General features: G+C 60.9%; 33 protein-coding genes and 1 riboswitch. Of the genes, 18 read left to right on the top strand and 15 right to left on the bottom strand.

Annotated elements, in window-relative coordinates:
• Nucleotide 1: 1 nt before the first annotated feature.
• The gene (locus tag K3177_RS00190; RefSeq protein ID WP_221596225.1) at nt 2-1,276 is read right to left on the bottom strand and encodes a dipeptidase; all 1,275 of its coding nucleotides are present in this window, start codon (nt 1,274-1,276) and stop codon (nt 2-4) included.
• A 68-nt stretch (nt 1,277-1,344) separates the two neighbouring features.
• Between K3177_RS00190 and K3177_RS00195 the strand changes: the two genes are divergently transcribed.
• Both K3177_RS00195 and K3177_RS00200 read left to right on the top strand, forming a co-directional pair.
• Complete coding sequence (locus tag K3177_RS00195) at nt 1,345-1,635, top strand: DUF427 domain-containing protein (protein ID WP_221596227.1); 291 nt, start codon at nt 1,345-1,347, stop codon at nt 1,633-1,635.
• A gap of 113 nt (nt 1,636-1,748) precedes the next feature.
• Nucleotides 1,749-2,147 carry a DoxX family protein gene (locus tag K3177_RS00200; protein ID WP_221596229.1) on the top strand — a complete coding sequence of 133 codons (399 nt, stop codon included), beginning with the start codon at nt 1,749-1,751 and terminating at the stop codon, nt 2,145-2,147.
• Nucleotides 2,148-2,154: 7 nt separating this feature from the next.
• On the opposite strand, the gene K3177_RS00205 is transcribed toward K3177_RS00200, so the two are convergent.
• Together K3177_RS00205 and K3177_RS00210 are read right to left on the bottom strand one after the other, a co-directional pair.
• Nucleotides 2,155-2,406: an SWIB/MDM2 domain-containing protein gene (locus K3177_RS00205; protein ID WP_067463687.1), complete on the bottom strand. Its 252-nt coding sequence runs from the start codon at nt 2,404-2,406 to the stop codon at nt 2,155-2,157.
• A 25-nt stretch (nt 2,407-2,431) separates the two neighbouring features.
• On the bottom strand, nt 2,432-3,016 hold the full coding sequence (locus K3177_RS00210) for a YbhB/YbcL family Raf kinase inhibitor-like protein (protein WP_103022306.1): 585 nt from the start codon (nt 3,014-3,016) through the stop codon (nt 2,432-2,434).
• 254 nt (nt 3,017-3,270) lie between these two features.
• Here K3177_RS00210 and K3177_RS00215 point away from each other — a divergent pair, with 254 nt between their 5' ends.
• Together K3177_RS00215 and K3177_RS00220 are read left to right on the top strand one after the other, a co-directional pair.
• Nucleotides 3,271-4,668, top strand: a complete 1,398-nt coding sequence (locus K3177_RS00215; protein ID WP_345725328.1) for a S41 family peptidase — start codon at nt 3,271-3,273, stop codon at nt 4,666-4,668.
• The gene (locus K3177_RS00220; protein ID WP_103022304.1) at nt 4,668-5,003 is read left to right on the top strand and encodes an Mpo1-like protein; all 336 of its coding nucleotides are present in this window, start codon (nt 4,668-4,670) and stop codon (nt 5,001-5,003) included. Before K3177_RS00215 ends, K3177_RS00220 begins: the two co-directional genes overlap by 1 nt.
• Here K3177_RS00220 and K3177_RS00225 read toward each other — a convergent pair.
• Nucleotides 5,000-5,434 carry a DUF3429 domain-containing protein gene (locus K3177_RS00225; protein ID WP_221596232.1) on the bottom strand — a complete coding sequence of 145 codons (435 nt, stop codon included), beginning with the start codon at nt 5,432-5,434 and terminating at the stop codon, nt 5,000-5,002. The genes K3177_RS00220 and K3177_RS00225 overlap by 4 nt on opposite strands.
• 17 nt (nt 5,435-5,451) lie before the next feature.
• Nucleotides 5,452-5,883 carry a COG3650 family protein gene (locus tag K3177_RS00230; RefSeq protein ID WP_247714175.1) on the bottom strand — a complete coding sequence of 144 codons (432 nt, stop codon included), beginning with the start codon at nt 5,881-5,883 and terminating at the stop codon, nt 5,452-5,454.
• Nucleotides 5,884-6,091: 208 nt separating this feature from the next.
• Here K3177_RS00230 and K3177_RS00235 point away from each other — a divergent pair, with 208 nt between their 5' ends.
• A complete protein-coding gene (locus tag K3177_RS00235) occupies nt 6,092-6,712 on the top strand; it encodes a hypothetical protein (protein WP_221596234.1) in 621 nt (206 codons plus the stop codon).
• 47 nt (nt 6,713-6,759) lie between these two features.
• Here the strand turns inward: K3177_RS00235 and K3177_RS00240 are convergent, their stop codons facing one another.
• Nucleotides 6,760-7,326 (bottom strand): hypothetical protein, encoded by a 567-nt coding sequence (locus K3177_RS00240; protein WP_221596236.1) that lies wholly within the window; start codon nt 7,324-7,326, stop codon nt 6,760-6,762.
• A gap of 191 nt (nt 7,327-7,517) precedes the next feature.
• Here K3177_RS00240 and K3177_RS00245 point away from each other — a divergent pair, with 191 nt between their 5' ends.
• The 3 genes from K3177_RS00245 to K3177_RS00255 are packed head-to-tail and all read left to right on the top strand — an operon-like array spanning nt 7,518 to nt 8,832.
• Complete coding sequence (locus K3177_RS00245; protein ID WP_196846927.1) at nt 7,518-8,003, top strand: helix-turn-helix domain-containing protein; 486 nt, start codon at nt 7,518-7,520, stop codon at nt 8,001-8,003.
• Nucleotides 8,004-8,056: 53 nt separating this feature from the next.
• Complete coding sequence (locus K3177_RS00250; protein WP_221596238.1) at nt 8,057-8,404, top strand: hypothetical protein; 348 nt, start codon at nt 8,057-8,059, stop codon at nt 8,402-8,404.
• A gap of 2 nt (nt 8,405-8,406) precedes the next feature.
• Nucleotides 8,407-8,832 carry a hypothetical protein gene (locus K3177_RS00255; protein WP_221596240.1) on the top strand — a complete coding sequence of 142 codons (426 nt, stop codon included), beginning with the start codon at nt 8,407-8,409 and terminating at the stop codon, nt 8,830-8,832.
• Between the two features lie 51 nt (nt 8,833-8,883).
• On the opposite strand, the gene K3177_RS00260 is transcribed toward K3177_RS00255, so the two are convergent.
• The 4 genes from K3177_RS00260 to K3177_RS00275 form a co-directional block, all read right to left on the bottom strand.
• Nucleotides 8,884-9,471 (bottom strand): fasciclin domain-containing protein, encoded by a 588-nt coding sequence (locus K3177_RS00260; RefSeq protein ID WP_196846929.1) that lies wholly within the window; start codon nt 9,469-9,471, stop codon nt 8,884-8,886.
• A 184-nt stretch (nt 9,472-9,655) separates the two neighbouring features.
• The gene (locus K3177_RS00265) at nt 9,656-10,000 is read right to left on the bottom strand and encodes an HPF/RaiA family ribosome-associated protein (protein ID WP_103022295.1); all 345 of its coding nucleotides are present in this window, start codon (nt 9,998-10,000) and stop codon (nt 9,656-9,658) included.
• Nucleotides 10,001-10,183: 183 nt separating this feature from the next.
• Nucleotides 10,184-10,645 carry a hypothetical protein gene (locus K3177_RS00270; RefSeq protein ID WP_221596242.1) on the bottom strand — a complete coding sequence of 154 codons (462 nt, stop codon included), beginning with the start codon at nt 10,643-10,645 and terminating at the stop codon, nt 10,184-10,186.
• Nucleotides 10,646-10,693: 48 nt separating this feature from the next.
• Entirely contained in the window at nt 10,694-11,116 is a 423-nt protein-coding gene (locus tag K3177_RS00275; protein WP_196846931.1) for a YbaY family lipoprotein, read from the bottom strand.
• Between the two features lie 110 nt (nt 11,117-11,226).
• Between K3177_RS00275 and K3177_RS00280 the strand changes: the two genes are divergently transcribed.
• From K3177_RS00280 to K3177_RS00295, 4 genes are all read left to right on the top strand, one after another.
• The gene (locus tag K3177_RS00280) at nt 11,227-11,673 is read left to right on the top strand and encodes a hypothetical protein (protein WP_103022293.1); all 447 of its coding nucleotides are present in this window, start codon (nt 11,227-11,229) and stop codon (nt 11,671-11,673) included.
• 155 nt (nt 11,674-11,828) lie between these two features.
• Nucleotides 11,829-12,254 (top strand): ion channel, encoded by a 426-nt coding sequence (locus K3177_RS00285; protein WP_103022292.1) that lies wholly within the window; start codon nt 11,829-11,831, stop codon nt 12,252-12,254.
• 107 nt (nt 12,255-12,361) lie between these two features.
• Nucleotides 12,362-12,517: a hypothetical protein gene (locus K3177_RS00290; protein ID WP_221597471.1), complete on the top strand. Its 156-nt coding sequence runs from the start codon at nt 12,362-12,364 to the stop codon at nt 12,515-12,517.
• 116 nt (nt 12,518-12,633) lie between these two features.
• A complete protein-coding gene (locus tag K3177_RS00295; protein WP_221597403.1) occupies nt 12,634-13,092 on the top strand; it encodes a YaiI/YqxD family protein in 459 nt (152 codons plus the stop codon).
• A 6-nt stretch (nt 13,093-13,098) separates the two neighbouring features.
• Here K3177_RS00295 and K3177_RS00300 read toward each other — a convergent pair whose 3' ends face one another.
• Together K3177_RS00300 and K3177_RS00305 are read right to left on the bottom strand one after the other, a co-directional pair.
• Nucleotides 13,099-13,254 carry a hypothetical protein gene (locus K3177_RS00300; RefSeq protein ID WP_173829928.1) on the bottom strand — a complete coding sequence of 52 codons (156 nt, stop codon included), beginning with the start codon at nt 13,252-13,254 and terminating at the stop codon, nt 13,099-13,101.
• A gap of 52 nt (nt 13,255-13,306) precedes the next feature.
• Nucleotides 13,307-13,513: a hypothetical protein gene (locus tag K3177_RS00305; RefSeq protein ID WP_196846933.1), complete on the bottom strand. Its 207-nt coding sequence runs from the start codon at nt 13,511-13,513 to the stop codon at nt 13,307-13,309.
• A 12-nt stretch (nt 13,514-13,525) separates the two neighbouring features.
• On the opposite strand from K3177_RS00305, the gene K3177_RS00310 reads away from it, so the two are divergent.
• Nucleotides 13,526-13,723, top strand: a complete 198-nt coding sequence (locus K3177_RS00310; protein ID WP_282099627.1) for a DUF188 domain-containing protein — start codon at nt 13,526-13,528, stop codon at nt 13,721-13,723.
• A gap of 18 nt (nt 13,724-13,741) precedes the next feature.
• Here the strand turns inward: K3177_RS00310 and K3177_RS00315 are convergent, their stop codons facing one another.
• From K3177_RS00315 to thiC, 3 genes are all read right to left on the bottom strand, one after another.
• A complete protein-coding gene (locus tag K3177_RS00315) occupies nt 13,742-14,401 on the bottom strand; it encodes a hypothetical protein (protein ID WP_221596244.1) in 660 nt (219 codons plus the stop codon).
• A 94-nt stretch (nt 14,402-14,495) separates the two neighbouring features.
• The gene (locus K3177_RS00320; protein WP_221596246.1) at nt 14,496-15,488 is read right to left on the bottom strand and encodes an SEC-C domain-containing protein; all 993 of its coding nucleotides are present in this window, start codon (nt 15,486-15,488) and stop codon (nt 14,496-14,498) included.
• Nucleotides 15,485-17,401 carry a phosphomethylpyrimidine synthase ThiC gene (gene thiC / locus K3177_RS00325; RefSeq protein ID WP_221596248.1) on the bottom strand — a complete coding sequence of 639 codons (1,917 nt, stop codon included), beginning with the start codon at nt 17,399-17,401 and terminating at the stop codon, nt 15,485-15,487. Before thiC ends, K3177_RS00320 begins: the two co-directional genes overlap by 4 nt.
• A 34-nt stretch (nt 17,402-17,435) precedes the next feature.
• Nucleotides 17,436-17,544: riboswitch (TPP riboswitch) on the bottom strand.
• 201 nt (nt 17,545-17,745) lie between these two features.
• Here thiC and K3177_RS00330 point away from each other — a divergent pair.
• The 5 genes from K3177_RS00330 (at nt 17,746) to K3177_RS00350 (ending at nt 25,876) form a co-directional block, all read left to right on the top strand.
• Nucleotides 17,746-19,590, top strand: a complete 1,845-nt coding sequence (locus K3177_RS00330) for a CshA/CshB family fibrillar adhesin-related protein (protein ID WP_221596250.1) — start codon at nt 17,746-17,748, stop codon at nt 19,588-19,590.
• Nucleotides 19,591-19,742: 152 nt separating this feature from the next.
• A complete protein-coding gene (locus K3177_RS00335) occupies nt 19,743-21,884 on the top strand; it encodes a TonB-dependent siderophore receptor (RefSeq protein ID WP_221596252.1) in 2,142 nt (713 codons plus the stop codon).
• Nucleotides 21,884-22,459, top strand: coding sequence for a hypothetical protein (locus tag K3177_RS00340; RefSeq protein WP_221596254.1), 576 nt, complete (start codon nt 21,884-21,886; stop codon nt 22,457-22,459). Before K3177_RS00335 ends, K3177_RS00340 begins: the two co-directional genes overlap by 1 nt.
• A complete protein-coding gene (locus K3177_RS00345; RefSeq protein ID WP_221596256.1) occupies nt 22,456-23,772 on the top strand; it encodes a PepSY-associated TM helix domain-containing protein in 1,317 nt (438 codons plus the stop codon). Before K3177_RS00340 ends, K3177_RS00345 begins: the two co-directional genes overlap by 4 nt.
• A gap of 49 nt (nt 23,773-23,821) precedes the next feature.
• Nucleotides 23,822-25,876, top strand: coding sequence for a S9 family peptidase (locus K3177_RS00350; RefSeq protein ID WP_221596258.1), 2,055 nt, complete (start codon nt 23,822-23,824; stop codon nt 25,874-25,876).
• Nucleotides 25,877-25,880: the final 4 nt, after the last annotated feature.

Here is a 25,880-nt window from a genome sequence, read left to right on the forward strand (position 1 = left end):
TTCATTCGCTATCGTCGCGAGGTTCGCCAGCCGGGTATTCGATCGGGGGGAGGTCGGAAACGCTGGCGGCGAACGCTTCCGCTTCACGCAGGACCCGCATCATATTGCGGGATGAAATCTTCTCGAGATCATCCTGCGAATACCCACGCCTGGCGAGTTCCGCAAACAGGGCGGGGTAGCCGGTGACGTCTTCCATTCCTACGGGGCCGCTCGGCATGCCATCGTAATCGCCCCCGATGCCGATATGATCGATGCCGGCAACAGCGCGAATATGATCGATGTGGTCAGCCATATCCGAAATGGTCGCGACCGGTTCGCGATTTTCCGCATCCCATTTGGCAAGCTGGGCTTCGACTGTATCTGGAAGGCCCGGATAAAGGGCTTTCAGACGGGCTTCTTCGCCTGCTCGATTGGCCGAATGAGTCCGAAGGTCTTCCTTGATGAACCACGGCAATGCAACGACCATCACGATACCGCCGTTTGCAGGCATGCGGGCAAGCACACCATCCGGAACATTGCGCAAATGCCCCGCGACGGCCCGTGCCCCTGAATGACTGAAAATGACGGGCGCCTGAGCCACATCGAGCGCATCCATCATCGATGCTTCGCTGACATGGCTCAAATCTACCAGCATCCCGATGCGGTTCATTTCGCGCACGACATCCTTGCCGAACGCGTTGAGCCCATCATGCCTGGGAGCGTCGGTGGCACTGTCGACCCAACTCAAAGTCTTTCCGTGCGTCAGCGTCATGTAACGCGCGCCAAGATCGTACATTTGCCGCAATACGGCGAGGCTCGACCCGATCGAGTGGCCACCCTCCATCCCGATGAGCGAGGCAATACGCCCGGCCGCCATCGCCTCCTCTACCTCATCCGCGCTCAGCGCGAGCTGCATATCGTCGGGATAGCGCGCGATGAGGCGCTTCGTGACGTCGATCTGCTCGATCGTAGCCTGAACAGCTTCGGGCTCCGACAAGTTTGCACTGACATAAACGGACCACCACTGCGCCCCGACCTTCCCCTGCTTTAGGCGGATCAGGTCCGAATGCATGGCCGAATGATCTGCAGAGGCCGTATTGAGCGTATCGCGAAAATCGAAATCGTTGATCACGTTGCCAACCCGCGAACGCAGCTGGATGGGAACATCGTTATGCCCGTCCCATACCGGAGCCGCTTCGAGAGCGGCTGCAGCGATGCGCTCCGCATTGTCTTGAGCGAATGCCGAGGAGCCGCACGCGATGGCGGCAGCCGCAGAAGCTAGCAGGAAACGGCGCATGAACAGGAACCCCTTGTTGTTTCGCGGACTGTCCTAGCAAACACGAACAGCAAGAAAAGGCTTCGCCCATGACCGTATCTGCGCATTGGAATGGCGAACTGCTTGCCCGCAGTGACGAAACGATCGTCGTGGAGGGAAACCATTACTTCCCGGCAGACGATGTCGCACGCGGTGTTCTGGTGCCCAGCGACACCACCAGCGAGTGCCCGTGGAAGGGTACGGCGAATTATTACTCGATCAGCGCCGGCGGGCAGATCAATCCCGATGCGGCATGGTATTACCCCGAACCGAAGGAGGCAGCGGAAGAAATAAAGGGCCGCATCGCTTTCTGGAAGGGCGTCGAGGTTATCGACGGGTGAACGGAGCACGGGCTAATCCCCAAGAGGTATAGAACCGCTTTTTGGCGCCGGGATCTCTGTCTTTTCATGATCGATTGTCTGGAACCGGCAATCGCATACTGATAGCGGGGCTCATGATCAGGACTGGACTTCGTTGGCTACTGGCAGCCTTCTATGCGTTTGCAGGCGTCATCCATCTGGCCGAGCCACAGCCTTTTCTGTCGATTATGCCCGGCTGGGTGCCCATGCCGCACGCAGTGGTATTCTGGACGGGTGTTGCCGAACTGCTGGGTGCGGCGGCGTTGGTGCAACCGGTAAGTCTGTCACTGCGGAGGGCCGGAGCGATCGGCCTTGCAGCTTATGCTGTTTGCGTATTCCCCGCCAATATCCATCATTTCGCTTTGGATATGGCCCGCGCCGATGGCGGATTTGGGCTCGGCTATCACATACCGAGGATGATCGCGCAGCCGATCCTGGTCTGGCTCGCGCTATGGACCGGCGGCGTAACGGACTGGCCGTTACACCGCCGATAGCCAGTTGTCAGCTCATGTGCTTCGAGACGGCGCCCGTCATCTTGAACATGGAGATCTGTTCCTTGCCGATCACCGCGCCGAGCTTGTCGTCGGGGTTGATCATGCGCTTGTCCTTGGAATCCTGAAGGTCGTTAGCCTTGATGTGATCCCACACCTTGGAGGTGACCTGCGCACGGGTCATCGGACCCTTACCCACGACATTCTCCAGTTCCGGCGATAGATTTACCGGCTTCTGCAGTGCGTTGTTCTTGCCAGCCATGACTAATCCTTTCCTAGGCTATGCTTCAATCTACGTCGCCGAGATCCTCGACGTCCAGTTCCTCGACCTCATGGCCTTCGAACCGGGCGGTGAGAACCGCAGCGGCGGTCACGTGTCCGTCCAGATTGCGGACGAGTTCCTCATGCGTTGCCCCCGGCATCAGTGTGAGCGGGAGATCAATCGCGAAAAGCTGAAAGACATACCGGTGTTCCTCGCCCAGCGGAGGATCGGGCAACAGCCACTCCGAATTGCCATGCGCGTTCTTGCCGGTGCGGGGGGGCGTTTCGCCCTCCATCAGCTTGCCCTTCTGCGGGGGCAGGCCCCAGACCGTCCAGTGGACATGGCCCTTATCGGCATCCTCGGCCACGAGAACAATTTCCTGGGCTCCTGGGGGCGGCGACGTCCACTCCAAAGGGGGAGCGACCGCATCCTCCTCGATCGCCGTAAACGATGGGTCGAGCTCGCCGCCGTTTTGAAAAGCTGCGCTGGTCAATGCAAAGCCGCCGCGCCCGAGCACGCGCTCGTCGGCAACCTTCTCCAGTGTTAGAGTATGGCCGACGGGAACCCCGCCAACCGCATTCAGCACCCAAGGCGCTACGCCGCTCGCCATGAAATCTCCTCTTTTCCGCTATTGCGGGCATCTTTCGGCCTGCCCTTAAGGCATAGCTCGGGGGTGCAAACCATCCCATGGGGCGAAATTTGCACCGATTTTACGGGGAAATGGGCCTTGCAGGCGTTTATTCGTGCTATTGCTCACCCTCAATTAAGCCGTCATGGTCAGAAGAAGGCCGATCGTCGGGATTTAAGGCGGATAGCAAGGGGAGCAAGATTATGGGGTTGGGTCGCACCGTTCTAAGCGCAACATTGGCAGTCTCACTGGCCGCATGCGGGGGCGGTGGTAATTCCAGTAGCGGCGGCGGCAACACCGGAACTGGCGGGACTACTGGCGGTGGCACCATTGCCGATGCCTGCTCTCTCGCAAGTCGGCAGGACTGGGCGCTTCAGCAGCTGAACGAATTTTATCTGTTCCCCACCCTGCTCGATCAGACCGTTAACCGTGCAAACCATTCGACGGTCCAAAGCTATATCGATGCTCTGGTTGCGCCAGCCCGCGCCCAGCAGCGCGACCGGTTTTTCACCTACATCACGTCGATCGCGGAAGAGAATGCCCTCATCAGTAGCGGGTCGAGCGCAGGCTTCGGCATCCGGCTGTCTTACCAACAGGCATCTCAGCAGGTTTTCGTGGTGGAAGCGTTCGAGAGCGCTCCGGCACTGGCCGAAGGGATCGACCGCGGCAGCGAGATCATCGCGATCAATGGGCAAAGCGTCAGCCAGCTTATGGCCAGTGGCGGGCCGCAAGCCGTGGTGAATGCGCTGGGCCCTAGCGATCCAGGCGTAACCCGGGAGCTGACCGTGCGTCAGCCCGACGGCAGCGAACTGACAGCATCGGTGACGAAAACCGAATTCTCGCTCGATCCGATTTCAGATCGATATGGTGCCAAGATCTTCGACAATGGCGGTACCAAGGTCGGCTACGTTAACTTGCGAACCTTCATTATCGAAGATGCCACTCGCCAGTTACGGGAAGCATTTCAGGTGTTCCGAGACGAGGGCGTAACCCAGATCATCCTCGATTTCCGTTATAATGGCGGGGGTCTCGTTTCGGTCGCCGAATTGCTTGGCGATCTGCTGGCGTCTGACAAGGTCGGTCAGGTGTTCAGCAAAACCGTATTCCGCGATTCTCAAAGCCAGTTCGACGAAACGCGCCTGTTCAATTCCGAGCCGCAAGCAATCTCAGCGACCAAGATCGCCGTAATCGGTACCGACGGCACGGCATCAGCCAGCGAGTTGGTACCGAATGCGTTTATTCCCTACCTCGGCAACAATATCGCACTTGTCGGGTCGGATACCTTCGGCAAGCCGGTGGGCCAGATCGCGCGCGACCGTTCAGCCTGCGACGATCGCTTTCGGGTCGTCGCATTTCGCACAGTGAATGCCAACGGCGGCGGGGATTATTATGACGGCCTCGCCAGTGTGATGCCGCGGACATGCCGGGCCGAGGACGATATCTCAAGACAGTTGGGCGATCCCCGGGAAGCTTCGATCGCTACCGCGCTCGATTTCCTCGCCGGCCGCAGCTGCACGGCGATTGGTTCGGCACCCGGTTCGACTACTGCCAGGAGTGCGGCACCGGATACGAGCCAATTGATGATGCCCGACGCGCCCAATTCCGCGCAAATCGAGATACCAGGCTTGCAGTGATGGCAGAGCGTTACACCACCTTTGCCGAGTTCTGGCCCTTTTATCTACGCGAACACTCCCGCCCCGGCACACGCGCGTTGCATTATATCGGCACCAGCTTGGTCGTGGCGGTAGCGATCGGCGCCGTGGTGACAGGAAGATGGTGGTGGTTGCTCGCTATGCCGGTAGCTGGCTATTTCTTCGCATGGATCGCGCATTTTGCTCATGAGAAGAACCGGCCCGCGACGTTCACCTACCCGTTGTGGAGCTTCAGGGCCGACTTCCAGATGTGGTGGTTGTGGCTGACGGGCAGGCTAGGCCGCGAACTTGACGCCGCTGGTGTCACCTCAAGCTAGGCCAATGCGGCTGCCAGGGTCAGTAGTCCCAAGCCGATAGATAGCGGCACCCGCAGTGCCATCCACCATGGCGGCGCGAGAGAGTTTAGCTTTGCATCGACACCGAGGCTGACAAGAAGCCCGCCGGCGAGCATGATCAGCGACGGCTCAGGCCATTCCCAACCCAGAAGCCAGGGTAAGAAACAAGCAAGTCCGACAAGAGCCGGCAAAACCGCTGCAATCCAAACCCAGCCAAGAGCCCGCCTGCGTTCAGCGGCCGGGGCCATGGAGGCTATTCCCCACCATGTTCCACCCAGAAAAGCCAGGATCAGTGCGGCATAAGCTACGCTGATGATCTGTGCCGGTTCACGGCTATAATCTGGCCCCCAATAGAGGACAGCGACACAGATGAACTGAGGCAACAAACCGGCAAGGCCGAGCCAGCGTGGCATCCGGGGAACGTTGCCCACTACGGAGCCTCGGGCCCGCTAAAGGGCTGGCTGTCCGTCCACGCGCACCCTTGCCGTTGCTCCCCACCGACAAGCAGGGTGGCAGTATAGGGAAAGATGCGGTCGCTCATGCCATCGGAGCATTCGCCGGGAGTGATCATCAGATCGAAGCTCGCTCCGTTCAGGCTGCCGCTGATGCCGAGGCCGTTATTGCCAGCAAAACGTTCAACCGGAAATTCACTTCCGTCAGGATTTTCGGGGGTGGAATATGTGGCCATGCCCGCTCCGGATGCGCCTCCCCAGAACGGCTCAGTTCCAGTATAGTGGATGACCTCACCAGCCGAGATCGCATCGAATGTGCCACCATCCTTCACGCTGTTCGACGCCCCATCGTCCGCGGTACAAGCAACCAGCAAGATCAAAGAGCTTGCCACTAGAATCTGCAACTTCATCGCTTTTCCTGTGATAACCAATGCGTTTTTGCGCCTTCCCACTGTTTGTCTGCCTTGAAGAATGCGGCAGCCGGGAGAGAAGCCAGGTCCCCTATAAGCTCCATCACCCTTAATTCGCACATATCTTTTCCCCCTGCGAAGGACCGGCCAATAGAACGGAACGTACCAATGGCTTGCCTTGCGGGTATGCAGATGAAACACTGCATACATGAAGTCGACGCGCCTCCATTTCGTCTGGTACGCCGCCCCCGCCGTGTTTGCCGTCGTGTGCGCGGGGGCGTTAGGCGGATCCTCCATCGGCTCAACAACTAGTCTGAAAAAGCCGACTAAAGTTCTTCCCGACATGTCGGGAAATTCTGCCATTGGGGATTACCAGCCATCTGACAGCCGAAAACTGCCCAATCACTATCCATTGGTGACACCCTCCGGGACTATTCCCGTTGCCGAATTGGCCAGGCATGGACGCTTGCGTAATTCACGAAATGAATGGCGCGGCCCGTTCGACGAAAGCGGGGTCGGCACTAAGCAAGAATGGGAACTCGACAATAACGAGATTGATCGTTTGGCGGACTGGCACCCCGCAAACCATCGAGCGACTGAAGCGTTTGATCGCGCCTATCAATCTGATCGGACAAAGAACGCATTCAGCGAAAACGCGGAAACCGGGACGAGAGAGGCGAACGCGATCAAATCTGTTCGCGCGAAAAGACAGGTGCCCGATGCCTCGATTAAACGCGAGCGACCTCCAGGCTCTGATAATGTGCGCAGAAGCGATGCCGAGATTGGAGAACCTCTTCCCATCTCGCAGCGCCCCGCGGTCACGCAGTAAACTGGTCTGTGTGGGCGCTCGCTTGGTAGAACAGCGACGGCGATAATTTAGGCACAGCCTTCAACATAACCCAGCTCGGGCATCACACCGACATGGATGATGGAAACCTTCCCGTCCGGGTTAATCTCGAACCGAAGTCTGGGCTCATCGCCGGGCTGGGTAAGGTATTTGCCTTCAGGACCGGTATATTTGTGAGGCTCTTCCCGGAAGCTCGGGAATTCAGCACGTACGTCCTCGATGGTCGAACCTGGACCAATGCCTTCAATGAGCTTCACGCCGCTGCCATCAGCGACTGAAATGCGGCGCACTTCGCCGTTCGTTCGAATGGCGTAAACCCCCGGCCATTCGGGAGATGACAGGGTTTCGCACCCATTTCCGATCTGACCGTCGCCCGCAGTAAAACTGCTGCTGGCGGGTACCGGCTGCCCAATTGTCAGGCCTCCCAGCCCCTCGAGCGTTAGTGTTTTTGGCCCGGGCGACGCGGTTTTGTCGGATGCGGGACTGGCGACGGCTTCGGTAGCTGCCTCGGATTGCGTCGCAGCAGAAGGGTTATCGTCCTGCGATGAGCACGCGGACAAAAGAGCCGCGGCGAGAGGAATGGCTAGATATCTCATGACGATATTAGCGCCTGTCAGGGCCGCTGGTTCCCCAACGATCGCAAATCAGAGCGAGAGTCGGCCGCGTGGCTTTTGGAATTTTACGAAATGCCTGCGCGGCTAGACCATATTATACTTATATTTCATACCCAATCGTGGGAACATTTCCGCATCCTGGAAATTCGTTCGACAATGGAGGAAAGGAATAGATGCGAGCAGCACCGCAGCATCAGGACGATCCATTAACTGGGCGCCAGAAAGAATGTATGCTGCTGCTTCAGGATGGGCTGAGCTCAAAGCAGATCGCCCGTGAACTGGGCATTTCCCCGCGTACAGTAGACCAGCACATTTCGGCTGCGCTTGAAAATTTGGGCGTTCACAGTCGTCTGGAAGCTGTTTCCCTCCTTCACGATCAAGAGCTTGTGGAAGTCTCGGAAGGCACCGAACCTCCTCAAGCACCGTCGCGCGACAAGCGCCAGCATCACCTGAGCCCGCTCCCTCGCCCTAGCGAAGTTTACCGGAGATCAGGCTATCTTCCCATTTTCCCTCCGATAGGAGGCGGGGTAAACGCAGCGTCGACCAAAGATCGTATCATATGGATAATCCGCATCGGCATCCTCAGCCTGATGCTAACCTGCCTCGCGGTTGTGTTCATTTTGGGCCTTTCCGAGATGGTCAGGCACGTATCCGGATGATTTCATGCCCCCTGCATTCTCCAATCGTGGAGACGGCGAGAAAGGACATAACCATGCATGATATCGAACCAGCAGCGGGCCAGGTAGTCGCCAGCGATACGCAGAAATCGGTCGAGGCAGTCGATCAGGCCGTGATGTCGCTTGCACATCTATGCGCCAGCATTGTCGAGGTGAGCAAAGCGTCACGCCTTCCCATCAGTACGGCGCAGGGCGCCCTTGCAATGGCCGGAACGGGACTGACGAAAGCGATCAGCAGCCGGGAAGACCTGAGCCGCGCCACCAGGGAACTGATCAAGATCCAGAATGCGTCCAATCTGGAAACGGTGGCGTTCGGATGCCCACCGCTTCATGAAGCAAGCGCTCGCCTTTCAGACGATGTTGCCGTGGATCTGGCTGCCTGACCATGGACGTGATTTTCCTGCTTGCCTTCTGGCTGTTTCTGCTCACGGCACTGACACTCGGATGGCAGGCGGGTAATCGCCATGACCGCAGGGTAATTATTGCGATTGCGGCAGCAGCGATAATTTCGGCTGGCGCGAGCCTGTTCTTGCAGGAGCGCATTTCCCTTCCCCTCGTCGCAGCCGTCGATGTGCTGCTTTTGGTCGTCGTGATGCGATACGCATTGTCGAGTGGCCGATACTGGCCCATCTGGTTTGCGGCGTTTCATATGACTTCGGTCGTATTCACCGTATTGGCCGTTGTGCTTCCGCCTATTCCCCACATGGTAGCCGAGCGCATCGCAGGGTTCTGGTCCCTACCGTGCCTGATCGTGATGGTCGTGGGGCTGATCGTGGATCAGCGCCGCGGCGTGAACCCGTCACCCACATAGAAAAGGGCGACCCTAACGGATCGCCCTTCGCATTTTCAGATCAGCAGTCGATTACGATGGCATCATCACAGTGTCGATCGCATGGATAACGCCATTCGACGCTTCGACATCCGTCATGGTGACGGTGGCCTTGTTGCCCGCCGCGTCGGTAAGAACAACATTGCCGCCTTCCATGGTCGCCGTCAGCTTGGCACCGTTCACGGTGGTGATTTCATAGCCGTCTTCACCGGCGCCCTCGATTGCCTGCGTCAGTTCGCTGGCAGGCGTTGCGCCTTCGACTACATGGTATGTGAGAATACCGGTCAGGTCCGACTTGCCAGCCGGGCTGAGCAGTTCGTCACGGGTCGCCTTGGGCACCTTTTCAAACGCAGCATTGGTCGGTGCGAATACCGTGTAGGGTCCGTCACCCGAGAGGGTTGCACCAAGATCGGCGGCCGTGACGGCCGAGACCAGCATGGAGAAATCCGGGTTGCCCTGAGCGACTTCCACGATGGTGCCGGGTTCGGTGGTGGTGTCGTTGGCCATCTGATCCGCAGCGGCGGCATCAGTGTCCATGGCCGAATTGTCGGCAGGTTCTTCGGCGCAGGCGGCGATGGCGAGCGATGCGGCCGAGGCGAGTGCTATTGCGAGCTTATTCATATCCGGGTCCCTTTTCTATTGGTTCCGAGAACGTATTGGCCGGCGGTGCCGACCTTATCGTCGCTCCATCCAACGAGCGCTGCGGCTGAATGTGCCCAAATGCTGCCACAATGTGGCGAGCCGGTGCACCGACGCGACGAATGACATGTGGCCACTCGCACTGTCGGTGCACGGGCGCGCGCTGTTACATCACCTTTTCGGGGCGCGCCTCGTGCCGGTGCTTCGCTTCCTTGCCGAACAGGCGGGTGAGGCGCTGGGCCATGGTGCTGGCCGCCTTGCGCGCAGCGGCATCCACGGAAGAGCCATGCTCGGTCACACCGATCGGCTTGCCGCCACGGGGGCGCGCTTCGATGGTGCAGCCCTTGTCGTCATTGCCATGGGTGTGATGGTGTTCGTTGTGGACGTGCACTTCGAGGCGGGTGAGGCGTTCTTCGAACCGCGTCAGTTTTTCGCGCACCTGAGCTTCGATTCGCTCGGCTACGTCGTCCGTGCCCATGACGCTGCTGTCCGAATTGAACTGGAATTGCATGGCGTTGTCTCTCCTTTTGCATGCTTGTCTATTCAACGCCCGGCAGGCGCATTCCGGTCCGCGTTTTCGACGCGAATGAGCAACTTTCCGACGGGTTCAGCGCAGCGGTGAGAGGAGACATGGACCGGGTGTTACACAGTCCAGGGAGAAAAACTTTGTCGGCTTGTGCGAACAGGCGTCGGCTTATGGGTCCGCAGCGTCAGCTTCATGCATTATCATGTCAGCTTGTTCGGCCCGCATGTCGGCTTGCGCGGCCAGCATGTCGGCATAGGCCCCGGATATGTCAGCTTGCGAGGGGGCTGCGCGCAGATAGTCGAGCGCGGCAAGGCCCGGCCCTTCCCAGCGCGAGCGAGCAGCCTGCAGACGCTGCTTGCTGGCAGCCGCGCGGGCCCGCAACCCCATGCGCCGGGCCCCTTCGAACGCTTCGCGGAATTTCGGGCCGTCGAGCCGGGCGCGCAGCGCATAGGCCGACTGCCGGCTCATCCCCACGGCCTGCGCCGCCTCCGCCACGCGCCCGCATTGTTCGAGCGCGAGAAGGAAGGCCTTCACCTTGGGCACGGTCCAGCGATAATCGGCATTGCACTGCCGCACCCGCCTGCTCGGGCGGGCGGGAGAGGAAGGTGGCGCGTCGGTTTCATCGGTCATCCGGCAGGATGAGCCACAAAACCGGGTGTGTAGGAAAATGTTTTCGTATCAGCCGGGCGTGCGCACAAGCATCAGGCTGCCGAGATCCACACGGTCGCTGCCCGCTGTTGGCGTGACGGGGGTATTGGTATCGGTGATCCAGAGGAGCTGGCCCGAGCCATCTTCGATCCGCACGCGGGCGGTCGTGCGCACGGCACCCTGCAAGGCGTCGCGCGGCACCTCCACGCTGAAGGGCAACGGCACCTGACGCCCATTGGTGGGCATGATTTCTTCGGCCAGAACCGTGGCGGGCGCATCGGCGCGCGAGACATCTTCGATCCGCACGGACATCACCGCCTGCGGCGGCAGGGCGATGCGTTCGCGATAGGTGGCTTCGCCCGAAACCGTCACCACATCGGCGCTGGAGGGCACGGTGGCACAGGCCGCCAGAGGGATGGCGAGTGCGGCGGCGAGGGGTGCGAGGATCTTCATTTCCAGCAAACGCCGGTATGCGCGCCTGCGTTCCCGGCACCACGCCGTCCGGGCGGAACGCGGGGACGCGACGAGCATTGGACACATGACAAAAGTGAAAGGAACCGTTCATGAAACTGCCCAAGCCAATCCTTTTGAGCATCGTCGGCGCCACTGCCCTGACGGCCGCCTGCGGCGAAACGCCGGCCGAACAGCAAGCCGACACCATGGACGACCAGATCGAAATGGAAGCCGACCGTAGCGCGGTAGCCGCCGGCACGGACGAGGCGGCGCTGGGCATGACCGAAGCACAATTGCTGGACGCCGATCTGGTGACTGCCGACGGTACCGATCTGGGCGATGTCGCGCTGGTTCGCCGCGACGACAATGGCACCGTGACCGGGCTGGTTATCGAACTGGAAGACACCGATCCCGACCGCTGGGTCGAAATCCCGATGGACGGCTTGACCCTGCGCGGCAATGCCACCGACGGCGATGTCCAGACATCCATGACCGCCGCCGATCTGGCGGCCCTGCCCGACGCCGACATGAGCGCTGTCAACAACACGACGATGTAAGCGCAGCGCAATTTTCCGTTTTTTGCGAAGGCCCGTCCCGGAGCGATCCGGGGCGGGCTTTTCGGTGTGGGGGTGCCCCTTCCTGCGATCCGGTTATGACGGAGCGACTGTGCGCGCGGCCCGGATATGCTATTGCCGGGGCAGGAGGGGCCGGGATGATCGAGCAACTTGCGATTGCGACGGGCATGGTGCTGGCAACGGTGGCGATCCATGGGGGCGGCCTGGTGCTGCTGAACCGGCTGCTGCGGATCGAACAGCGCGAGGAACGGCAGGAACACCTTTCGCCCGTGAGCCTGCCGGGCATGATATTCACCTTTGCGCTGGTGATGGGCCTGTTCGCGATCCACGGCGTCGAGATCTGGCTGTATGCCCTGCTCTACTGGCTGACGGGCGCGCTGCCGGACCTGCACATATCGGTGTATTTCAGCACCATCACCTATGCCACGATCGGTTATGACGACGAGGGGCTGGAGCGGGCGTGGCAACTGGTCGCCGCGATCGAGGGGATCAACGGGATCCTGCTGCTCGGCTGGTCGACGGCATTCTTCGTATCGCTGATGGCCCGGATGGGGCGGCGCTAGGCCATCCCTGCATTCGCCGGGCCGAACCGCGGCAGGGGGTCGGTTTCCCGGCGCCTGCCGAATTGATGCAGGCGATTGCGGGAAAGAGCGTAGGGTGCGCGCGGGGCATGCCGCCCCGACTGGAAACGATCATGGCCAAAGGCCAAGCAAAGAAGAGCCGAGAAGCGCGCAAGCCGAAGAAGGAAAAGATCAAGACCAACGCGTCCCAACCATCGCAGAAGCCGGGTGCGATCAAGGGCCTGGAGAATATGAAGAACAGCTGAGGCTGCGGCACGCCTTGAAGCGCCCGAATTATGCGCGGGCGGCATGCGGTGCTAAGGCGGCACCGATGCCCGCGCCCCAATCCCCCGATCGACCCGGCCCCGACGATACCGGCGATATGCCGGCAACCATCCTGATCGATGCCGACGCCTGCCCGGTGAAAGACGAGATCTATCGCGTGGCCGAGCGCCATAGCGCGCATGTGCGCGTGGTGAGCAACGATATCTTTCGCGTGCCGGTGAGCGAGCGTATAAAGCGCGTGGTGGTGAGCGATGGTTTCGACGCGGCGGACGACTGGATTGCCGACAATGCGAGCCCAAGCACCGTGGTGATCACGGCGGATATACTGCTGGCCGAGCGCTGCCTGAAAGAAGGGGCGCAGGTGCTGGCCCACAACGGCAAGCCGTTCGATGCCGCCAGTATCGGCGGTGCGGTGGCCACGCGCGCGATCATGGCGGATCTGCGCGCCGGAATGGACGGGATCGGGGGCGGCCCGCCGCCCTTCAGCAAGACCGACCGTTCGCGTTTCCTGCAGGCGCTGGACAAGGTGCTGACCGCGATGGCCCGCAAGGGCTGAACAGGCTTAGCCCGATTTCTTGGCCTTATGCGCGGCAATCGCTTCGTCGATCGCGGCGATCCGTTGCCGCTCGGGCGTGTCCTTGGCCAGCCCCTTGAGGCGACAGGTCGCCCAGAGCTGGCGGCGTTCGGATTCGAGATTCTTGAGATAGAGATCGGCCATGCCGGTGCCTATGGGCGCATCGGTGCGCGCTGGCCAGTGGGGCGTGCGGCGATCATTCCTCGTCGCTGCGCCGCCCGTCGCGTTCCTTGGCGACACCTTTGAACGGCTCGCCATCCGATTTGACGTCCATGAACTGCCCCGCCTCGGCCGAGCCGTCCTCCCGATTGCGCTTGGTCCATTTGCCCGTCGCGGTGTTCTTCACCTGACTGCGATCGTCGACCGAGCCGATGCGGTGTTCGTCACCTGTATTGCGTGCCATTGTTGGCCTCCTTTGAAAGACCAACGGGCGGGGATTCCGGGGTGTTCCGAAGAAGTTCCGTTCGTTCTCGCCACCCGCACCATTATGGAAGACCTGCGCGCCGGGATGGACGGAATGGGCGGAGGCCCACCGCTGTTCAGCAAGGCGGACCGGTCGCGTGTCTTGCAGGCGCTCGACCGGGTCCTGGTGGGGATGGTGCGAGTGGATTAGACTAGCCGCCGTTCACGATCATAAATGATCTTGGTACCCTAGAATTTTTGCCAGAAATGACCGAGTTGAATTAGCCGTTGCGTCAACGTCGAACCAATGCTTGATTAACCGATACTCTTGATCCGGATCATCGGTATCAAGCGCTGCTATTAGCTCGGATGCGTTTCTTTTTGCCTCAAGGGCAGCCGCGACCACTTGTGCATCGAAACTCCATCCTAGGACTGTAATTAATGTGGAAAACCGTTGATCCAGGTCCTGAATAGCGGCTTTAATCTGGTCCTTGTGCTTGAGGATCATCTCGCGAAGAGCCTGCCGATCTTCAGGTGAAAATGCCGTCGGTTCGCGATTGGCTTCACCGAACTCATCAAGCATGGAGCCAAACTTCGTGCTACCGAACTTGGCGTGTGCAATTCCGACGAAGTAGTCGTTGTGCAATCGGTTGACTGCCGTTTCAATCAAAAGTGCAAGGGGTAGGGCCGCAATTTTTCGCGAGTTTTTATCAATGTAAAAATTGATGACAAAGAGGCCCACCGCAAGGCCTCCAAAAGTCCCAAAAAGCGATATAAGAAGTTCACGGTAGAACCCTGCCGTGTACCAGCCTCCAGCGACACAAACTACGGCTAAAACCAAGGAGAGCCACGCGAAGCGTATTGGCACATTGTTCACGAGACTACCCATTGACCCCCCGAGGCTACACCGAAACTCCCAAAGCGAAGGCAATGTGCTGCATTCGATCAGTTATTTCTCACGCAGAAATATGATTGTTGCGTTGCTAGGCCGGGTAGGTCCGAGGGGCAATATCGGAATTGCTCTCCCGTAGGTTTCGATCCGAGAAAAGCCGTGTGACTTCAGACGCGACGTACTGCGCCCCCATCAAGATATGGCCAGTGGTCGTGCGGTCTGGCTGTACTCCTGCGTATCTGCTCTTAACGTAATCAGGGAACAGTGTGACAACCCGTATCACGCGGTCTAGGTCGAAGTTTGTCTCCAGTAAACCAAGTTTCGCCGCTGCTTTTCTTTGATTATGGCCAAGCGCCTTGAGTTCGCCATCCGATAGCCCAAGCGCGGCGAGGCCTGCTTTGATGGCAAGCTCACTCCCAAGCAGGGCGCTCTGGACTGTTCCGCGATAGTCGTATGCGCCTGTCGCTGTAGCTGCTGCGGCTTCCAACTGAACGTGAGATCTAAAGATAAGCGATTGCCCACGTGGATCGAGCGCTCGGCCATGACCAAACTCCATATAACCGTAGCCGAAATCCAGCAAGTCAACTGCCTGATCAGCAAGCCGTGCCTCGTCGTCAGGCGACTCGCCCAACCAAATCTTCTGATAGTCCGATAGATCAATCATCTTGAAGAAATCGATCATCGGGGCGCCGAATATCATTGGCACTGAGAGCCGACAAAAAAGGTCCCGAAAAAGAAAGGCTCCCAAATGGATTCCGCCATCTCGCTGGTCCTCCTTTCGAAAAAGCAAGTTGTTGGCGGCGTGGATTCTCCGCACAATTGGGGGAGCGTTTTCTCCAACCAGAACCACGCCATCGATATTTAACATCTGTAAGGCTCGCAGAACATTTTTGAAGGCGCGCTGCTTCGGCTCCTCGCCTTGCCGTAATCCCTCGTCGTCAGCCTTGTGAACGACGTGCTTTATCTCTTTGTCGCTGATTTCTGCGTGCTCGTCAGGCGCCTGAAGACTACCGTGACAATGCTTTAGCCTCCGCCCGCTTCCACAGGGACATGGATCGTTTCGCGCTTGCACCTTGTTGATCAATCCCTCTCTCTACCGCCAACGCCGATGTATAGCTCGCGCCCGGTCTCTTCGTACACGCGGCTCATCTCTTCCATCCCCTCGCGCGCTTCCTCGGCCTCTTCGGGTGAGGTCTCGCGCTTGATGTTCTCGCTCGCCAGATAGCTCTCCGAGTTCTGCTTCGCGGCAAAATCCCGCACTTCCTGCGTGATCTTCATCGAGCAGAACTTGGGGCCGCACATGGAGCAGAAATGGGCAGTCTTGGCGCCTTCTGCGGGGAGGGTCTGGTCGTGATATTGCTCGGCCGTGTCGGGGTCGAGGCTGAGGTTGAACTGGTCGCGCCAGCGGAATTCGAACCGGGCCTTGGAGAGCGCATCGTCGCGGACCTTGGCTGCCGGGTGGCCCTTGGCAAGGTCCGCGGCGTGGGCGGCGAGCTTGTAGGTCACCACGCCCACCTTCACATCGTCGCGGTCGGGCAGACCGAGGTGTTCCTTGGGCGTGACGTAGCAGAGCATCGCGGTGCCGTACCAGCCGATTTGCGCCGCGCCGATGCCGCTGGTGATGTGGTCGTAACCCGGCGCGATATCGGTGACGAGCGGGCCCAATGTGTAGAAGGGAGCTTCACCGCAGGCTTCGAGCTGCTTGTCCATGTTCTCCTTGATCTTGTGCATCGGCACGTGGCCGGGGCCTTCGATCATCACCTGCACGTCTTGCGCCCAGGCGCGCCTGGTGAGTTCGCCTAGCGTGTAGAGCTCGGCGAACTGCGCTTCGTCGTTGGCGTCGGCGATGGAGCCGGGGCGCAGGCCGTCGCCCAGCGAATAGGCGATGTCATAGGCCTTCATGATCTCGGTGATCTCGTCGAAGCGTTCGTAGAGGAAGCTTTCCTTGTGATGCGCGAGGCACCATTTCGCCATGATCGAGCCGCCGCGGCTGACGATGCCGGTGACGCGCTTGGCAGTCATGGGCACATAGGGCAGGCGCACGCCGGCGTGGATGGTGAAATAGTCGACGCCCTGTTCGGCCTGCTCGATCAGCGTGTCGCGGAAGATTTCCCAGGTCAGATCCTCGGCAATGCCGCCGACTTTTTCGAGCGCCTGATAGATCGGCACGGTGCCGATGGGGACGGGCGAGTTGCGGATGATCCATTCGCGCGTGTCGTGAATGTTGCGACCCGTCGAGAGGTCCATCACCGTGTCCGCGCCCCAGCGGATCGACCAGACCATCTTGTCGACTTCGTTGGCGACATCCGACGCGACGGCGGAGTTGCCGATATTGGCGTTGATCTTGACGAGGAAGTTGCGCCCGATGGCCATGGGCTCCGTTTCGGGGTGGTTGATGTTGTTGGGGATGATCGCGCGGCCGCGGGCGACCTCGTCGCGCACGAATTCCGGCGTGACGTAATCGGGCAGGCTGGCGCCCCAGGGCTGGCCGTCATTGCGCGCCTCGAGACGGGCGGCCTCATCGCGCAGCATGGCGCGGCCGAGGTTCTCGCGTTCCGCCACATACTCCATTTCGGGTGTGACGATGCCGCGGCGGGCATAGTGCATCTGGCTGACGTTCATGCCGGGTTTCGCGCGCAGGACCTTCTTCGCGACATTGGGGAAGGCCGGGACGCCGCCGGAGCGGTCGGGGCCAAGCTGGCCATTGTCTTCCGGCTTCACTTCGCGGGCGGCGTATTCCTCGACATCGCCGCGGGCCACGATCCATTCGCGGCGCTTCTGTTCGAGCCCTGCGCGAATATCGATGGTGGCGGCAGGATCGGTATAGGGGCCGGAGGTGTCGTAGACGCGGATGCTGGGTTCGCCGCCTTCGAGGTCGATTTCCCGCATGGCGACTCGCACGCCGCTGCCGCTTTGCGCGCCGACATGGACCTTGCGGCTGCCACGGATCGGGCCGGTGGTGACGCCGATGTCGAATTTGCTGTTGATGTCGGCCATGCGCTTGCTCTCCTCGAGGCGGAGAAAGAGCGGAATTCCGTTGCCGCTCCACTCCCTCCGCCGATGCTAATCGGTTCAGGTTCAACGGGTCGCAGGGCGTGACACCTGCCTCTCAGCCAACACTGGCTCCCCGGGGATGTGCGCGAGTGTAGGGGCCTGCGCGCCGGCACGCAATAGGACCGGTCACGCGCGGGTGCCGCGGAAAGGCTTCTACGTTATTTACCGTAGTTTAAGCGCGCCCGGGTTATTGGCGCGGCGTCGTGATTTGCCAGCGTGTCGCTTTTGCGGGTGTAGCCCGCCCCCTTGCCCGGCGCGCCAGGGAGTGGATCGCTGCGCTCTGCGTCATGATCGCCGCAGTCATGCTGCTGGCCCCGCAGGACGCCAGTGCGCAGGATTGTTCGCGAGCCGGTGCGCGCGGGGCGGCGCCGTCGTCGTGGCAGACCTACTGCTGGCTCAACATGAGCAATTACAGCGATGCGCAGGCGCGTTCCACCGGGCAGCCGATGAGCTATGTTCTGCCGGATGGATCGCGCCTGACGTTCCGCCTCCAGGTCGCCGTTACGCCGACCGCCACCGGCACCGCGCTGGTCAGCGCGGCCGCGCCGAGCTGGACCGGGGCGGCGGTGGGCAACAGCAGCTTCCTGAACATTCCGGGACGCCCGATCCTCTATCAAGCGACGAATGGTACCGTAACGACGCTGACGCTGACCAATATCGCCATCATTCCCCCCGGCGGGGTGTCGCAGGCCAACCAGTATGCTTTCGTAGTGGCCGATGCGGAATCGACCGACAATTCGGAATACCAGCAATATACGACGAACGGCGGCGCCTGGCAGTTGCTCGACCGCGTGGCACCGCGCAGCGGTACGCAATATCCGGTCAGCACCGGGATCAACACAACCACTTTCCGCACCGCCGGTGGAGGCCAGACAGGAAATGTGGGCGCGTATATCGTCAGTTCGCTGAACCCCACCTCGGTGACCATCACGATGCAAGGGTCCGGTCTGCAGGGCGTGATGCTGGCGATCCGGTTCGCCTCGATCACCTTGAGCAAGACGATCGCCGGGACGCGGATCGCAGACAACGACCAGTTCCGCTTCGTGATCGAATCCCAGAACGGCGCGACCACCTATGCGTCGGGACAGACGAGCGGAACCGATCTCGGGCCGTTTCCGGCCGCGGTCTTCTCCTCGACATCCGGCGTGCCGCTCGTGCTTCGCGAAGCCATGGTGGCGGGCAGCACCAGTGCGCTGGCCGATTATCGTGCCAGCTTGACCTGCACCAACATCAACAGTGGTTCGACCACGAGCCTGCCCCGCGACGTGGGGACGAACAGTTACAATTTCGGCACGTTGCAGTTCGGCGATTTCGTCGATTGCGTTTTTACCAACACGCCGCTGCCACGTCTGCAGTTGCGCACGGCGATCGCCGCGCCCGGCCGGATTTTCGGCACCGATCAGTTCACCTTGGCAATCCGCAATCAGACGGCAAATACCGAGCTGGCGAGCTTTACCACGACCGGAACGGGAACAACGGCCACGCCCGCGGCCACAGGCCTGCTGGGCGCGATTGCCGGTAATTCCTATCAGCTTTCGGAAACCGCCAACGGTTCGACCATGCTGGCCCGTTATTCTCCGACGCTGGGATGCACCAACCGCAATGCGACATCGACGACGGCGCTGCCCGCGGGAGGCGCGACGGGAACGCTGACCCCGCAACTTGGGGATGTGATCACGTGCACGATCACGAACACCCGGTCCGCGGCACGGCCGATCCTTTCGGTCGACAAGACGTCGCGCATCGTGTCCGACCCCACCGGCAGCGCCAATCCAAAGGCGATCCCCGGGGCAGTGATCGAATATACGGTGACGGTCACCAATTCGGGCGATGCGCCAACGGACGCGTCCACCCTGCGGCTCGTCGATATACCCTCTGCCGCATTGGCGTGGCGGACGGATTTCCCACCGGTCTTTATCGATGGCGCGACGGTAAGCGGACTTGCGTTCAACGGCGCAAGCAACGTCGCCTATTCCAACCAGCCCGGCGGGACCGTCACCGGTTATTCCCCGCTAGCACCCTTCGATCCTGCCGTGACCGGCATCCGTTTCTCCCCCTCTGGCACGCTGCGGGCATCGAACGGAACTGCGCATCCCAGTTTCACCCTGCGATACAGGATGGTCATCGAATGATCGCACATTACCCTCGTCGATATGCGGGTTGAAGCGAATACGCTCATGCTCCGAATAAACGAAAGACTTATCTGCGAATGATTCTCATTAGCCTTGACTCTTGCAATTAATTCGCAGTAGCAGGCCCTCATATTCGAACGTGAGGGTTTACAATGCGAATGTTGAAGTCCGCCGTGCTGTGCGCAACGGCGCTTGTCCCGGTCCCAGCGCTGGCCAACGTTGCCGAAGAGAGCGAACAGCGCACCATCATCGTGACCGGTGCGCGCGATCAAGGTACGACTGCCACGAAGACGGACACGCCGATCATCGAAACGCCGCAGCCGATAACGGTTATCGATGACGAACTGTATCTGGCGCAGGGCGCAGTAAGTATCGGCGACACGCTGAACTATGTTTCCGGCGTGACGGCCAATCCGTATGGCCCCGACAGCCGTGTCGATGGCGCTTTGGTGCGCGGGATCAACGCGCTGCAGTTCCGCGACGGTATGCGGGACATTTTCAGCTATTACGCCAGCATCCGTTCCGACCCGTATAATTTCGACCAGGTCGAACTGGTGCGCGGCCCGGCGTCGGTCCTGTTCGGTCAGGGCGCGCTGGGCGGGATCATCAATCTCGTATCCAAGCGTCCGGAATTTGAAGCCGGGGGAGAGGTTTCACTGCGGTACGGTTCGTTCGACCGCAAGGAAGCGCTGGTCGATGTAACCGGCCCCGTGAGCGATACGGTTGCAGCCCGGATCGTCGCGCGGGTTCGCGATGCCGATACGCAGACCGATTACGTGCCGGATGACCGGATCCTGTTCGCGCCGTCCATCACCTTCCAGCCGACATCCGACACCGAACTCACCCTGATCGGCCTTTACCAGGAAGACGACAGCGGTTCGACGTCGCAGTTCCTGCCGCTGGTCGGCACGATCCTGCCCAATCCCAACGGGCAGCTTCCCAACGACCTGTTTGTCGGCAAACCAGGATGGGACCGGTACGACGGCCGACTGCTGCAGGGGACCGCGCTGCTTGAGCATCGCTTCGGCGATGGTGTCCAGGTCAATCTGAAAGCCAGGTATATCGACAGCGACCTGACGTATTTCACGCATTATCCCGATAGCTATACCAACCCGGCAAACCCCTTCGTCCTGCTCGACCCGGCAACCGGCCAACCGGTACTCGACGACGAAGGCGGCTTCGTGCCCGATCCCGAACAGCGCACGATGCGACTGTATGCGGACGGAACCCTCGCCCGGATGGAAATCTTCTCCACCGACAATAACGTGCAGTTCGATTTCGCTACGGGAGCGGGCATCGAGCACATGGTATTGGCGGGCGTCGATTACAGCACCAATTCGGTTTACAAGACCGGCGGCTTCGCCACTGAAGTGTTCGATATCTACGATATCGATTACGGTGCCCTGTCCGACTTTGGTGGCGGCCTGCCGAGCCCTGCCTATGTCGCCGAAGATGTCGATCAGGATCAGGTGGGCATTTACCTTCAGGACCAGATCCGCTTTGCCGACCGGGTGTCGATCGTACTTGGCGCGCGGCGTGACTGGACCAGCGCCAGAAGCATGGGCGGCCCTGCACGGCGCGATTCTGCAACGACGTTCCGGGCAGGTATAATCGGCGAAGTGGTCGAGGGCGTTTCGCCCTTCTTCAGTTATACCGAAAGCTTCGAGCCCATCGCAGGTACAGCCAGCGACGGAAGCGCCTTCATTCCCAAGACAGGGCGCCAGTTCGAGGCGGGCATCAAATTCCACCCGACCGATGCCGTGCTGATCACGGTGACCGGGTACGACATCCGGGAAAGCAATCGTCCCGTTTCGGATGACAGCACCCCAGACCCCTTCGACCAGATCCAGATCGGCAAGCTTAATTCCAGAGGCATAGAGTTCGAAAGCAGCGCGTCGTTGCCCGGCGAGCTGACCGTCATCGCCAATGCGAGCTATAACGAGGCCGAAGTAGCCGGCACCGATCGCCAGATCGATAATGTGCCCAAGGTCAACGCATCGCTCTGGACGACGAAGGGTTTTGCGCTGGGGGATGACGTCTCGCTGCTGCTGGGCGCAGGCGTGCGCCATGTCGGCAAGAACCGATCCTTCGGACCGGCTTTTCCGGACGGCATCGTCACGCCGTCTTTCACCCTGGTCGATGCGTTGGCCGAAGTCGCATTCGCGAACTGGAGCGTGGCCATCAACGCGACCAATCTGTTCGACAAAAGCTATTATTCGGCCTGCCTCGCACGCGGCGACTGCTTCGTCGGCAGCGAACGCAATGTGATGGGCACCGTGAGCTACCGCTTCTGATGGCGGGGGACGTGCTCATTCTCGCAGGCGCCGGGTCTGCCATCCTCGGCATCGCGATATTGCGATACTCCTGGCGCCGCACAGGTCGATCTGTCCCGCACAACACCGCCGGGTGGTTTTTGCTCGCCGTCGGTGCCGCTGGCGGATGGAGCGGCGCAGGAGCGTGGGGTCTGACCGTGATAATGCTGGTTGGGACGGCCGCAGCCTGCATCGCACTGGCCCCTGGCGCCTTTGAAATGCCCAAGGCTTCGCGGCGAGCAAGGGCTGTGGCAAACGGGGCGAGCAGCGCCGAAGCCGGGGATTGGCGCCGCGGCCTGACGACTTTCACGCTGACGGGACCAGCGGCATTAGTCGTCACAATCGCCATCGCCCTTGCCGCACGCGATCTGGCCATGCGCTGGCCGGTGGCAGAAGCCGATGGCAATGTCATGGTACTCGGCCTTGTTCCGCTCGTCTGGCCGTTGCTTAGCTTCGCGATGCTGATGAGCACGAAGCGCACATCGCAGATCGCCATGCTGACCATCCCGCTCATCCTGTCGCTCGTTCCGCTTATCCTGCTGGGAGGCCGCTCGTGAAACCACTCTTCGCCAAGCAAACCGTTCGCAAAGGGGTTTCCGCCCATTCCGCCATCGGCCTCGTCTGCTGCGCGCTGCTCTACCTGATCTGCGTGACCGGCACGGCCATCGTGCTGTTCGAGGAAATCCAGCGGTTTGAACAGCCGGGTGCGCCCGAAATGGACCGGATCGCACCGCAAGCGGTCGATGCGGGTATCGCCAATGTCGTGGCAGCCGAGGAAGGCGCGACACCGACCACCCATCTTTACGTACACATGCCGACGGAGGCGCTGCCCCGGACCACGATCACCACGGACACGCAGGCCTTTCATATCGATGCGCAGGGCGCGATTGCCGTGCCGGAAGAAAACGCCTGGGCGGAGTTCCTGCTGGCCTTGCATTACCGGCTCAACCTGCCGGCCGTCTGGGGCATGAGCCTGGTGGGACTGTTCGGCGCAATGATCGTGGCGCTGGCTGTCAGCGGGATCGTGGCGCACCCGCGCATTTTCCGCGATGCGTTTCGTCTGCGCGCACGGCGTAACGATGAAGTGTCCACGCTCGACTGGCATAACAGGTTGGCGGTGTGGACCCTGCCTTTTGCACTAGCGATTGCTCTGACGGGGGCGATGATCGGGCTGTTCTACATCTCGGGCTACAGCCTGGCAGCAGCGGACTATGACGGGGATAGCGAGGCTGCGATTGCGCCTGTTTTCGGAACGGAACCGGACGAGGACGCGGCAGCAGCGCCCCTGCCCAAGGTGACGCCCGCCCTGGACTATATGGCCCGCAACTATCCCGAGGTCCGCGTTTCCTATGCCATCCTGCACGATCCCGGCACGCGCGGGCAGCATGTGCAGATTGTCGGCGTACATGGCCAACGCCTGATCTTCGGCGAATATTACGCGTTCGGAGCGGACGGCACATTCAATGGCACCGCCGGATTGGCGGACGGGACGCTCGGCCAGCAGATCGCGGCGTCAATCTATAATCTGCATTTCGGGAATTTCGGCGGCCTGCCGGTAAAGCTGGCCTATATCGTGTTCGGGATCGCGCTCACCATCGTGGTGTCGACGGGCACCTTCATCTGGTTGAACAAGCAGGACCGGAAGGGCAGCCCGCGCCCGTCCATCAGGGCAAGCTGGTGGGGGATCACGATCGGCATGCCGCTGGGTATCCTGGCGACGCTGGCTGCGCGCATGACGACGGGCAATGAAGCGCCCTTCGTGGCCATATTCTGGATCGTGACGCTGGCGGCGGTGGCGATCGCGCTGATGGCATCGCGCAGATCGACAATCGTCAAGGCAAAGCCCGCTGTGCCGGAATTTGCCCCCTAGCCCACGATCGGTATAGCGGTCCCATACGTTTCAGGAGGATTGCACACACATGACTTTTCGCGCGCCGTTAACTGCGGGCATTCTGCTCGCCACCGCCTCGCTCGCCGCGCAGGCACAGGCCCGGCCAATGACGCCGGAAGATGTCGCCCGGTTGGAAAGCGTGGGCACGATTGCCGTGTCGTCCGATGGCAGCCGCATCGCCTATACCACCGCGAGCCTGCCCGATGTGACCGACGGCGAAGAGAACGGTTCCACCGAGGAGCGCCTCAATCTCGCTTATGGCCCCAACAATGCGCGCGCCTTCCTGCCCGAAGACATCGACGTGTCGGGCATTTCCTTCTCGCCCGATGGCCGGATGATCAGCTTCGTCTGGGCGGACGAGGACGAAAAGTCTGCCGTATGGGGCATCCCGGTCGATGGCGGCGGGCAGCGCAAACTTGCTGCGGTGGATGGCGCCGGCGTGCGTTCCTATGCCTGGTCACCCGACGGCACGACAATCTGGATGCTCGCCGGAGCAGAGGAAGACAAGGCGCGCGACAAGCAGTCCAAGGCCGGCTTCAATGCGATCGTCTACGAAGAGGAAGCGAAGCTGACGCGCCTGTTCTCGGCCCGCGTGGGCGAAACGCTCGATACCGATCCGAAAGCCGTGACGATCCCCGGCTATGTCAGCGCATTCCGCGTTGCGCCCGATGGCCGCCATGCCGTGGTCGACAGCGCGCCTACTCCGCAGATCGACGATGCCTATACCTCGAAGCGCGCGCATATCCTCGACCTGACAAGCGGCAAGGTGCTGCGCGTGGTCGAAACGCCAGGCAAACTGGGCGATATCGAGATTTCTCCGGACGGGACGCAGCTTTCGATGATTGCCGGGGTCGATATGAACGATCCTGCTGAGACGACGCTGCACTTGGTCGACATGGCGACCGGGCAGTACCGCGCGCTCAACGCCGGTGCGCCCGAAGCCGCGGTCGACGCCGAATGGCTTGCCGACGGGCGGCTGGCGGCAGTGATCCACAAGGGCGCACAGAGCGCCCTGCGGATCTATAATGCCGACGGTTCGGTCGCCGCGGAACACGACGGGGGCGAGCTTATCCTGTCGAGCATCCAGGCTGGCGGAAACACCATCGCGGTCGAAGCGAGCAGCCCGCGGCATCCGACCGAGCTCTTCGTCTGGAAGGACGACGGCTTCCAGCGCTGGACCACCCATAACGATTGGCTGAAGGACATCGACTTCGGCAAGCAGCGCGCCTTCACCTATACCGCGCGTGATGGTCAGGAAGTCGAAGGCGTTCTGATCGAACCCGTGGGCGGGGCCAAGCGCGGTGGGGCGCCCCTGATCCTTAACGTCCATGGCGGCCCGGAAGCACATGACAGCAATGGCTGGCAGACCGCCTATTCGAAGCCGGGACAGGTTGCCGCTGGACAGGGTTATGCCGTGTTCCTCCCCAATTATCGCGGCTCCACCGGCTACGGCACGGCTTTTTCCAAGCAGCACACCGGCAATTACACCGATCCGGAATTCACCGATCTGGTCGATGCCAAGCGCGCCCTAGTCGACGCGGGAATAGCCGATCCGGACCGTACCGGCATCACCGGCGGATCGTATGGCGGCTATGCCACCGGCTGGGCCGCAACAGCACTGAGCGGCGAGTTCGCCGCCGGCGTCATGTTCGTGGGCATTTCCAACCAGGTCAGCAAGTTTGGAACGACCGACATCCCATACGAGATGTACAATGTGCATTCGGGCAAATGGCCGTGGGACGACTGGCAGGCCATGCTGGAGGTATCGCCGATCTACCATGTCGACAAGGCGAACACGCCGCTGCTGATCATGCACGGCGCCGAAGATACCCGCGTTGCCCCCAGCCAGAGCTACGAGCTTTATCGCAGCATGAAGGTGCGCAAGCCCGACGTGCCAGTGCGGCTCGTCCTGTTTCCGGGCGAAGGTCACGGCAATAGCAGGGCCGCCGCCCGGTACGATTATAACCTACGTATGATGCGTTGGTTCGACACCTATCTGAAGACGGGCGACCGGAAGGCGAAACTACCTGCCACCCGTCCCGATCTGCCTGCAGGCACGACCGGCACCGCCAGCGCGGACTGACGCC

Source organism: Qipengyuania pacifica, assembly GCF_019711555.1.
Lineage (GTDB): Bacteria > Pseudomonadota > Alphaproteobacteria > Sphingomonadales > Sphingomonadaceae > Qipengyuania > Qipengyuania pacifica.

Excerpts from the sequence above, each read along its gene's own strand:
- K3177_RS00190 (WP_221596225.1), bottom strand. The coding sequence starts at position 1,276 with ATGCGCCGTTTCCTGCTAGCTTCTGCGGCTGCCGCCATCGCGTGCGGC.
- K3177_RS00235 (WP_221596234.1), top strand. The coding sequence starts at position 6,092 with ATGAAGTCGACGCGCCTCCATTTCGTCTGGTACGCCGCCCCCGCCGTG.
- K3177_RS00265 (WP_103022295.1), bottom strand. The coding sequence starts at position 10,000 with ATGCAATTCCAGTTCAATTCGGACAGCAGCGTCATGGGCACGGACGAC.
- K3177_RS00210 (WP_103022306.1), bottom strand. The coding sequence starts at position 3,016 with ATGGCGAGCGGCGTAGCGCCTTGGGTGCTGAATGCGGTTGGCGGGGTT.
- K3177_RS00220 (WP_103022304.1), top strand. The coding sequence starts at position 4,668 with ATGGCAGAGCGTTACACCACCTTTGCCGAGTTCTGGCCCTTTTATCTA.
- K3177_RS00270 (WP_221596242.1), bottom strand. The coding sequence starts at position 10,645 with ATGACCGATGAAACCGACGCGCCACCTTCCTCTCCCGCCCGCCCGAGC.
- K3177_RS00195 (WP_221596227.1), top strand. The coding sequence starts at position 1,345 with ATGACCGTATCTGCGCATTGGAATGGCGAACTGCTTGCCCGCAGTGAC.
- thiC (WP_221596248.1), bottom strand. The coding sequence starts at position 17,401 with ATGGCCGACATCAACAGCAAATTCGACATCGGCGTCACCACCGGCCCG.
- K3177_RS00225 (WP_221596232.1), bottom strand. The coding sequence starts at position 5,434 with ATGCCACGCTGGCTCGGCCTTGCCGGTTTGTTGCCTCAGTTCATCTGT.
- K3177_RS00350 (WP_221596258.1), top strand. The coding sequence starts at position 23,822 with ATGACTTTTCGCGCGCCGTTAACTGCGGGCATTCTGCTCGCCACCGCC.
- K3177_RS00295 (WP_221597403.1), top strand. The coding sequence starts at position 12,634 with ATGCCGGCAACCATCCTGATCGATGCCGACGCCTGCCCGGTGAAAGAC.
- K3177_RS00205 (WP_067463687.1), bottom strand. The coding sequence starts at position 2,406 with ATGGCTGGCAAGAACAACGCACTGCAGAAGCCGGTAAATCTATCGCCG.
- K3177_RS00240 (WP_221596236.1), bottom strand. The coding sequence starts at position 7,326 with ATGAGATATCTAGCCATTCCTCTCGCCGCGGCTCTTTTGTCCGCGTGC.
- K3177_RS00280 (WP_103022293.1), top strand. The coding sequence starts at position 11,227 with ATGAAACTGCCCAAGCCAATCCTTTTGAGCATCGTCGGCGCCACTGCC.
- K3177_RS00275 (WP_196846931.1), bottom strand. The coding sequence starts at position 11,116 with ATGAAGATCCTCGCACCCCTCGCCGCCGCACTCGCCATCCCTCTGGCG.
- K3177_RS00290 (WP_221597471.1), top strand. The coding sequence starts at position 12,362 with ATGCCGCCCCGACTGGAAACGATCATGGCCAAAGGCCAAGCAAAGAAG.
- K3177_RS00250 (WP_221596238.1), top strand. The coding sequence starts at position 8,057 with ATGCATGATATCGAACCAGCAGCGGGCCAGGTAGTCGCCAGCGATACG.
- K3177_RS00335 (WP_221596252.1), top strand. The coding sequence starts at position 19,743 with ATGCGAATGTTGAAGTCCGCCGTGCTGTGCGCAACGGCGCTTGTCCCG.
- K3177_RS00305 (WP_196846933.1), bottom strand. The coding sequence starts at position 13,513 with ATGGCACGCAATACAGGTGACGAACACCGCATCGGCTCGGTCGACGAT.
- K3177_RS00245 (WP_196846927.1), top strand. The coding sequence starts at position 7,518 with ATGCGAGCAGCACCGCAGCATCAGGACGATCCATTAACTGGGCGCCAG.
- K3177_RS00340 (WP_221596254.1), top strand. The coding sequence starts at position 21,884 with ATGGCGGGGGACGTGCTCATTCTCGCAGGCGCCGGGTCTGCCATCCTC.
- K3177_RS00230 (WP_247714175.1), bottom strand. The coding sequence starts at position 5,883 with ATGAAGTTGCAGATTCTAGTGGCAAGCTCTTTGATCTTGCTGGTTGCT.
- K3177_RS00315 (WP_221596244.1), bottom strand. The coding sequence starts at position 14,401 with ATGGGTAGTCTCGTGAACAATGTGCCAATACGCTTCGCGTGGCTCTCC.
- K3177_RS00300 (WP_173829928.1), bottom strand. The coding sequence starts at position 13,254 with ATGGCCGATCTCTATCTCAAGAATCTCGAATCCGAACGCCGCCAGCTC.
- K3177_RS00285 (WP_103022292.1), top strand. The coding sequence starts at position 11,829 with ATGATCGAGCAACTTGCGATTGCGACGGGCATGGTGCTGGCAACGGTG.
- K3177_RS00260 (WP_196846929.1), bottom strand. The coding sequence starts at position 9,471 with ATGAATAAGCTCGCAATAGCACTCGCCTCGGCCGCATCGCTCGCCATC.
- K3177_RS00200 (WP_221596229.1), top strand. The coding sequence starts at position 1,749 with ATGATCAGGACTGGACTTCGTTGGCTACTGGCAGCCTTCTATGCGTTT.
- K3177_RS00255 (WP_221596240.1), top strand. The coding sequence starts at position 8,407 with ATGGACGTGATTTTCCTGCTTGCCTTCTGGCTGTTTCTGCTCACGGCA.
- K3177_RS00330 (WP_221596250.1), top strand. The coding sequence starts at position 17,746 with ATGATCGCCGCAGTCATGCTGCTGGCCCCGCAGGACGCCAGTGCGCAG.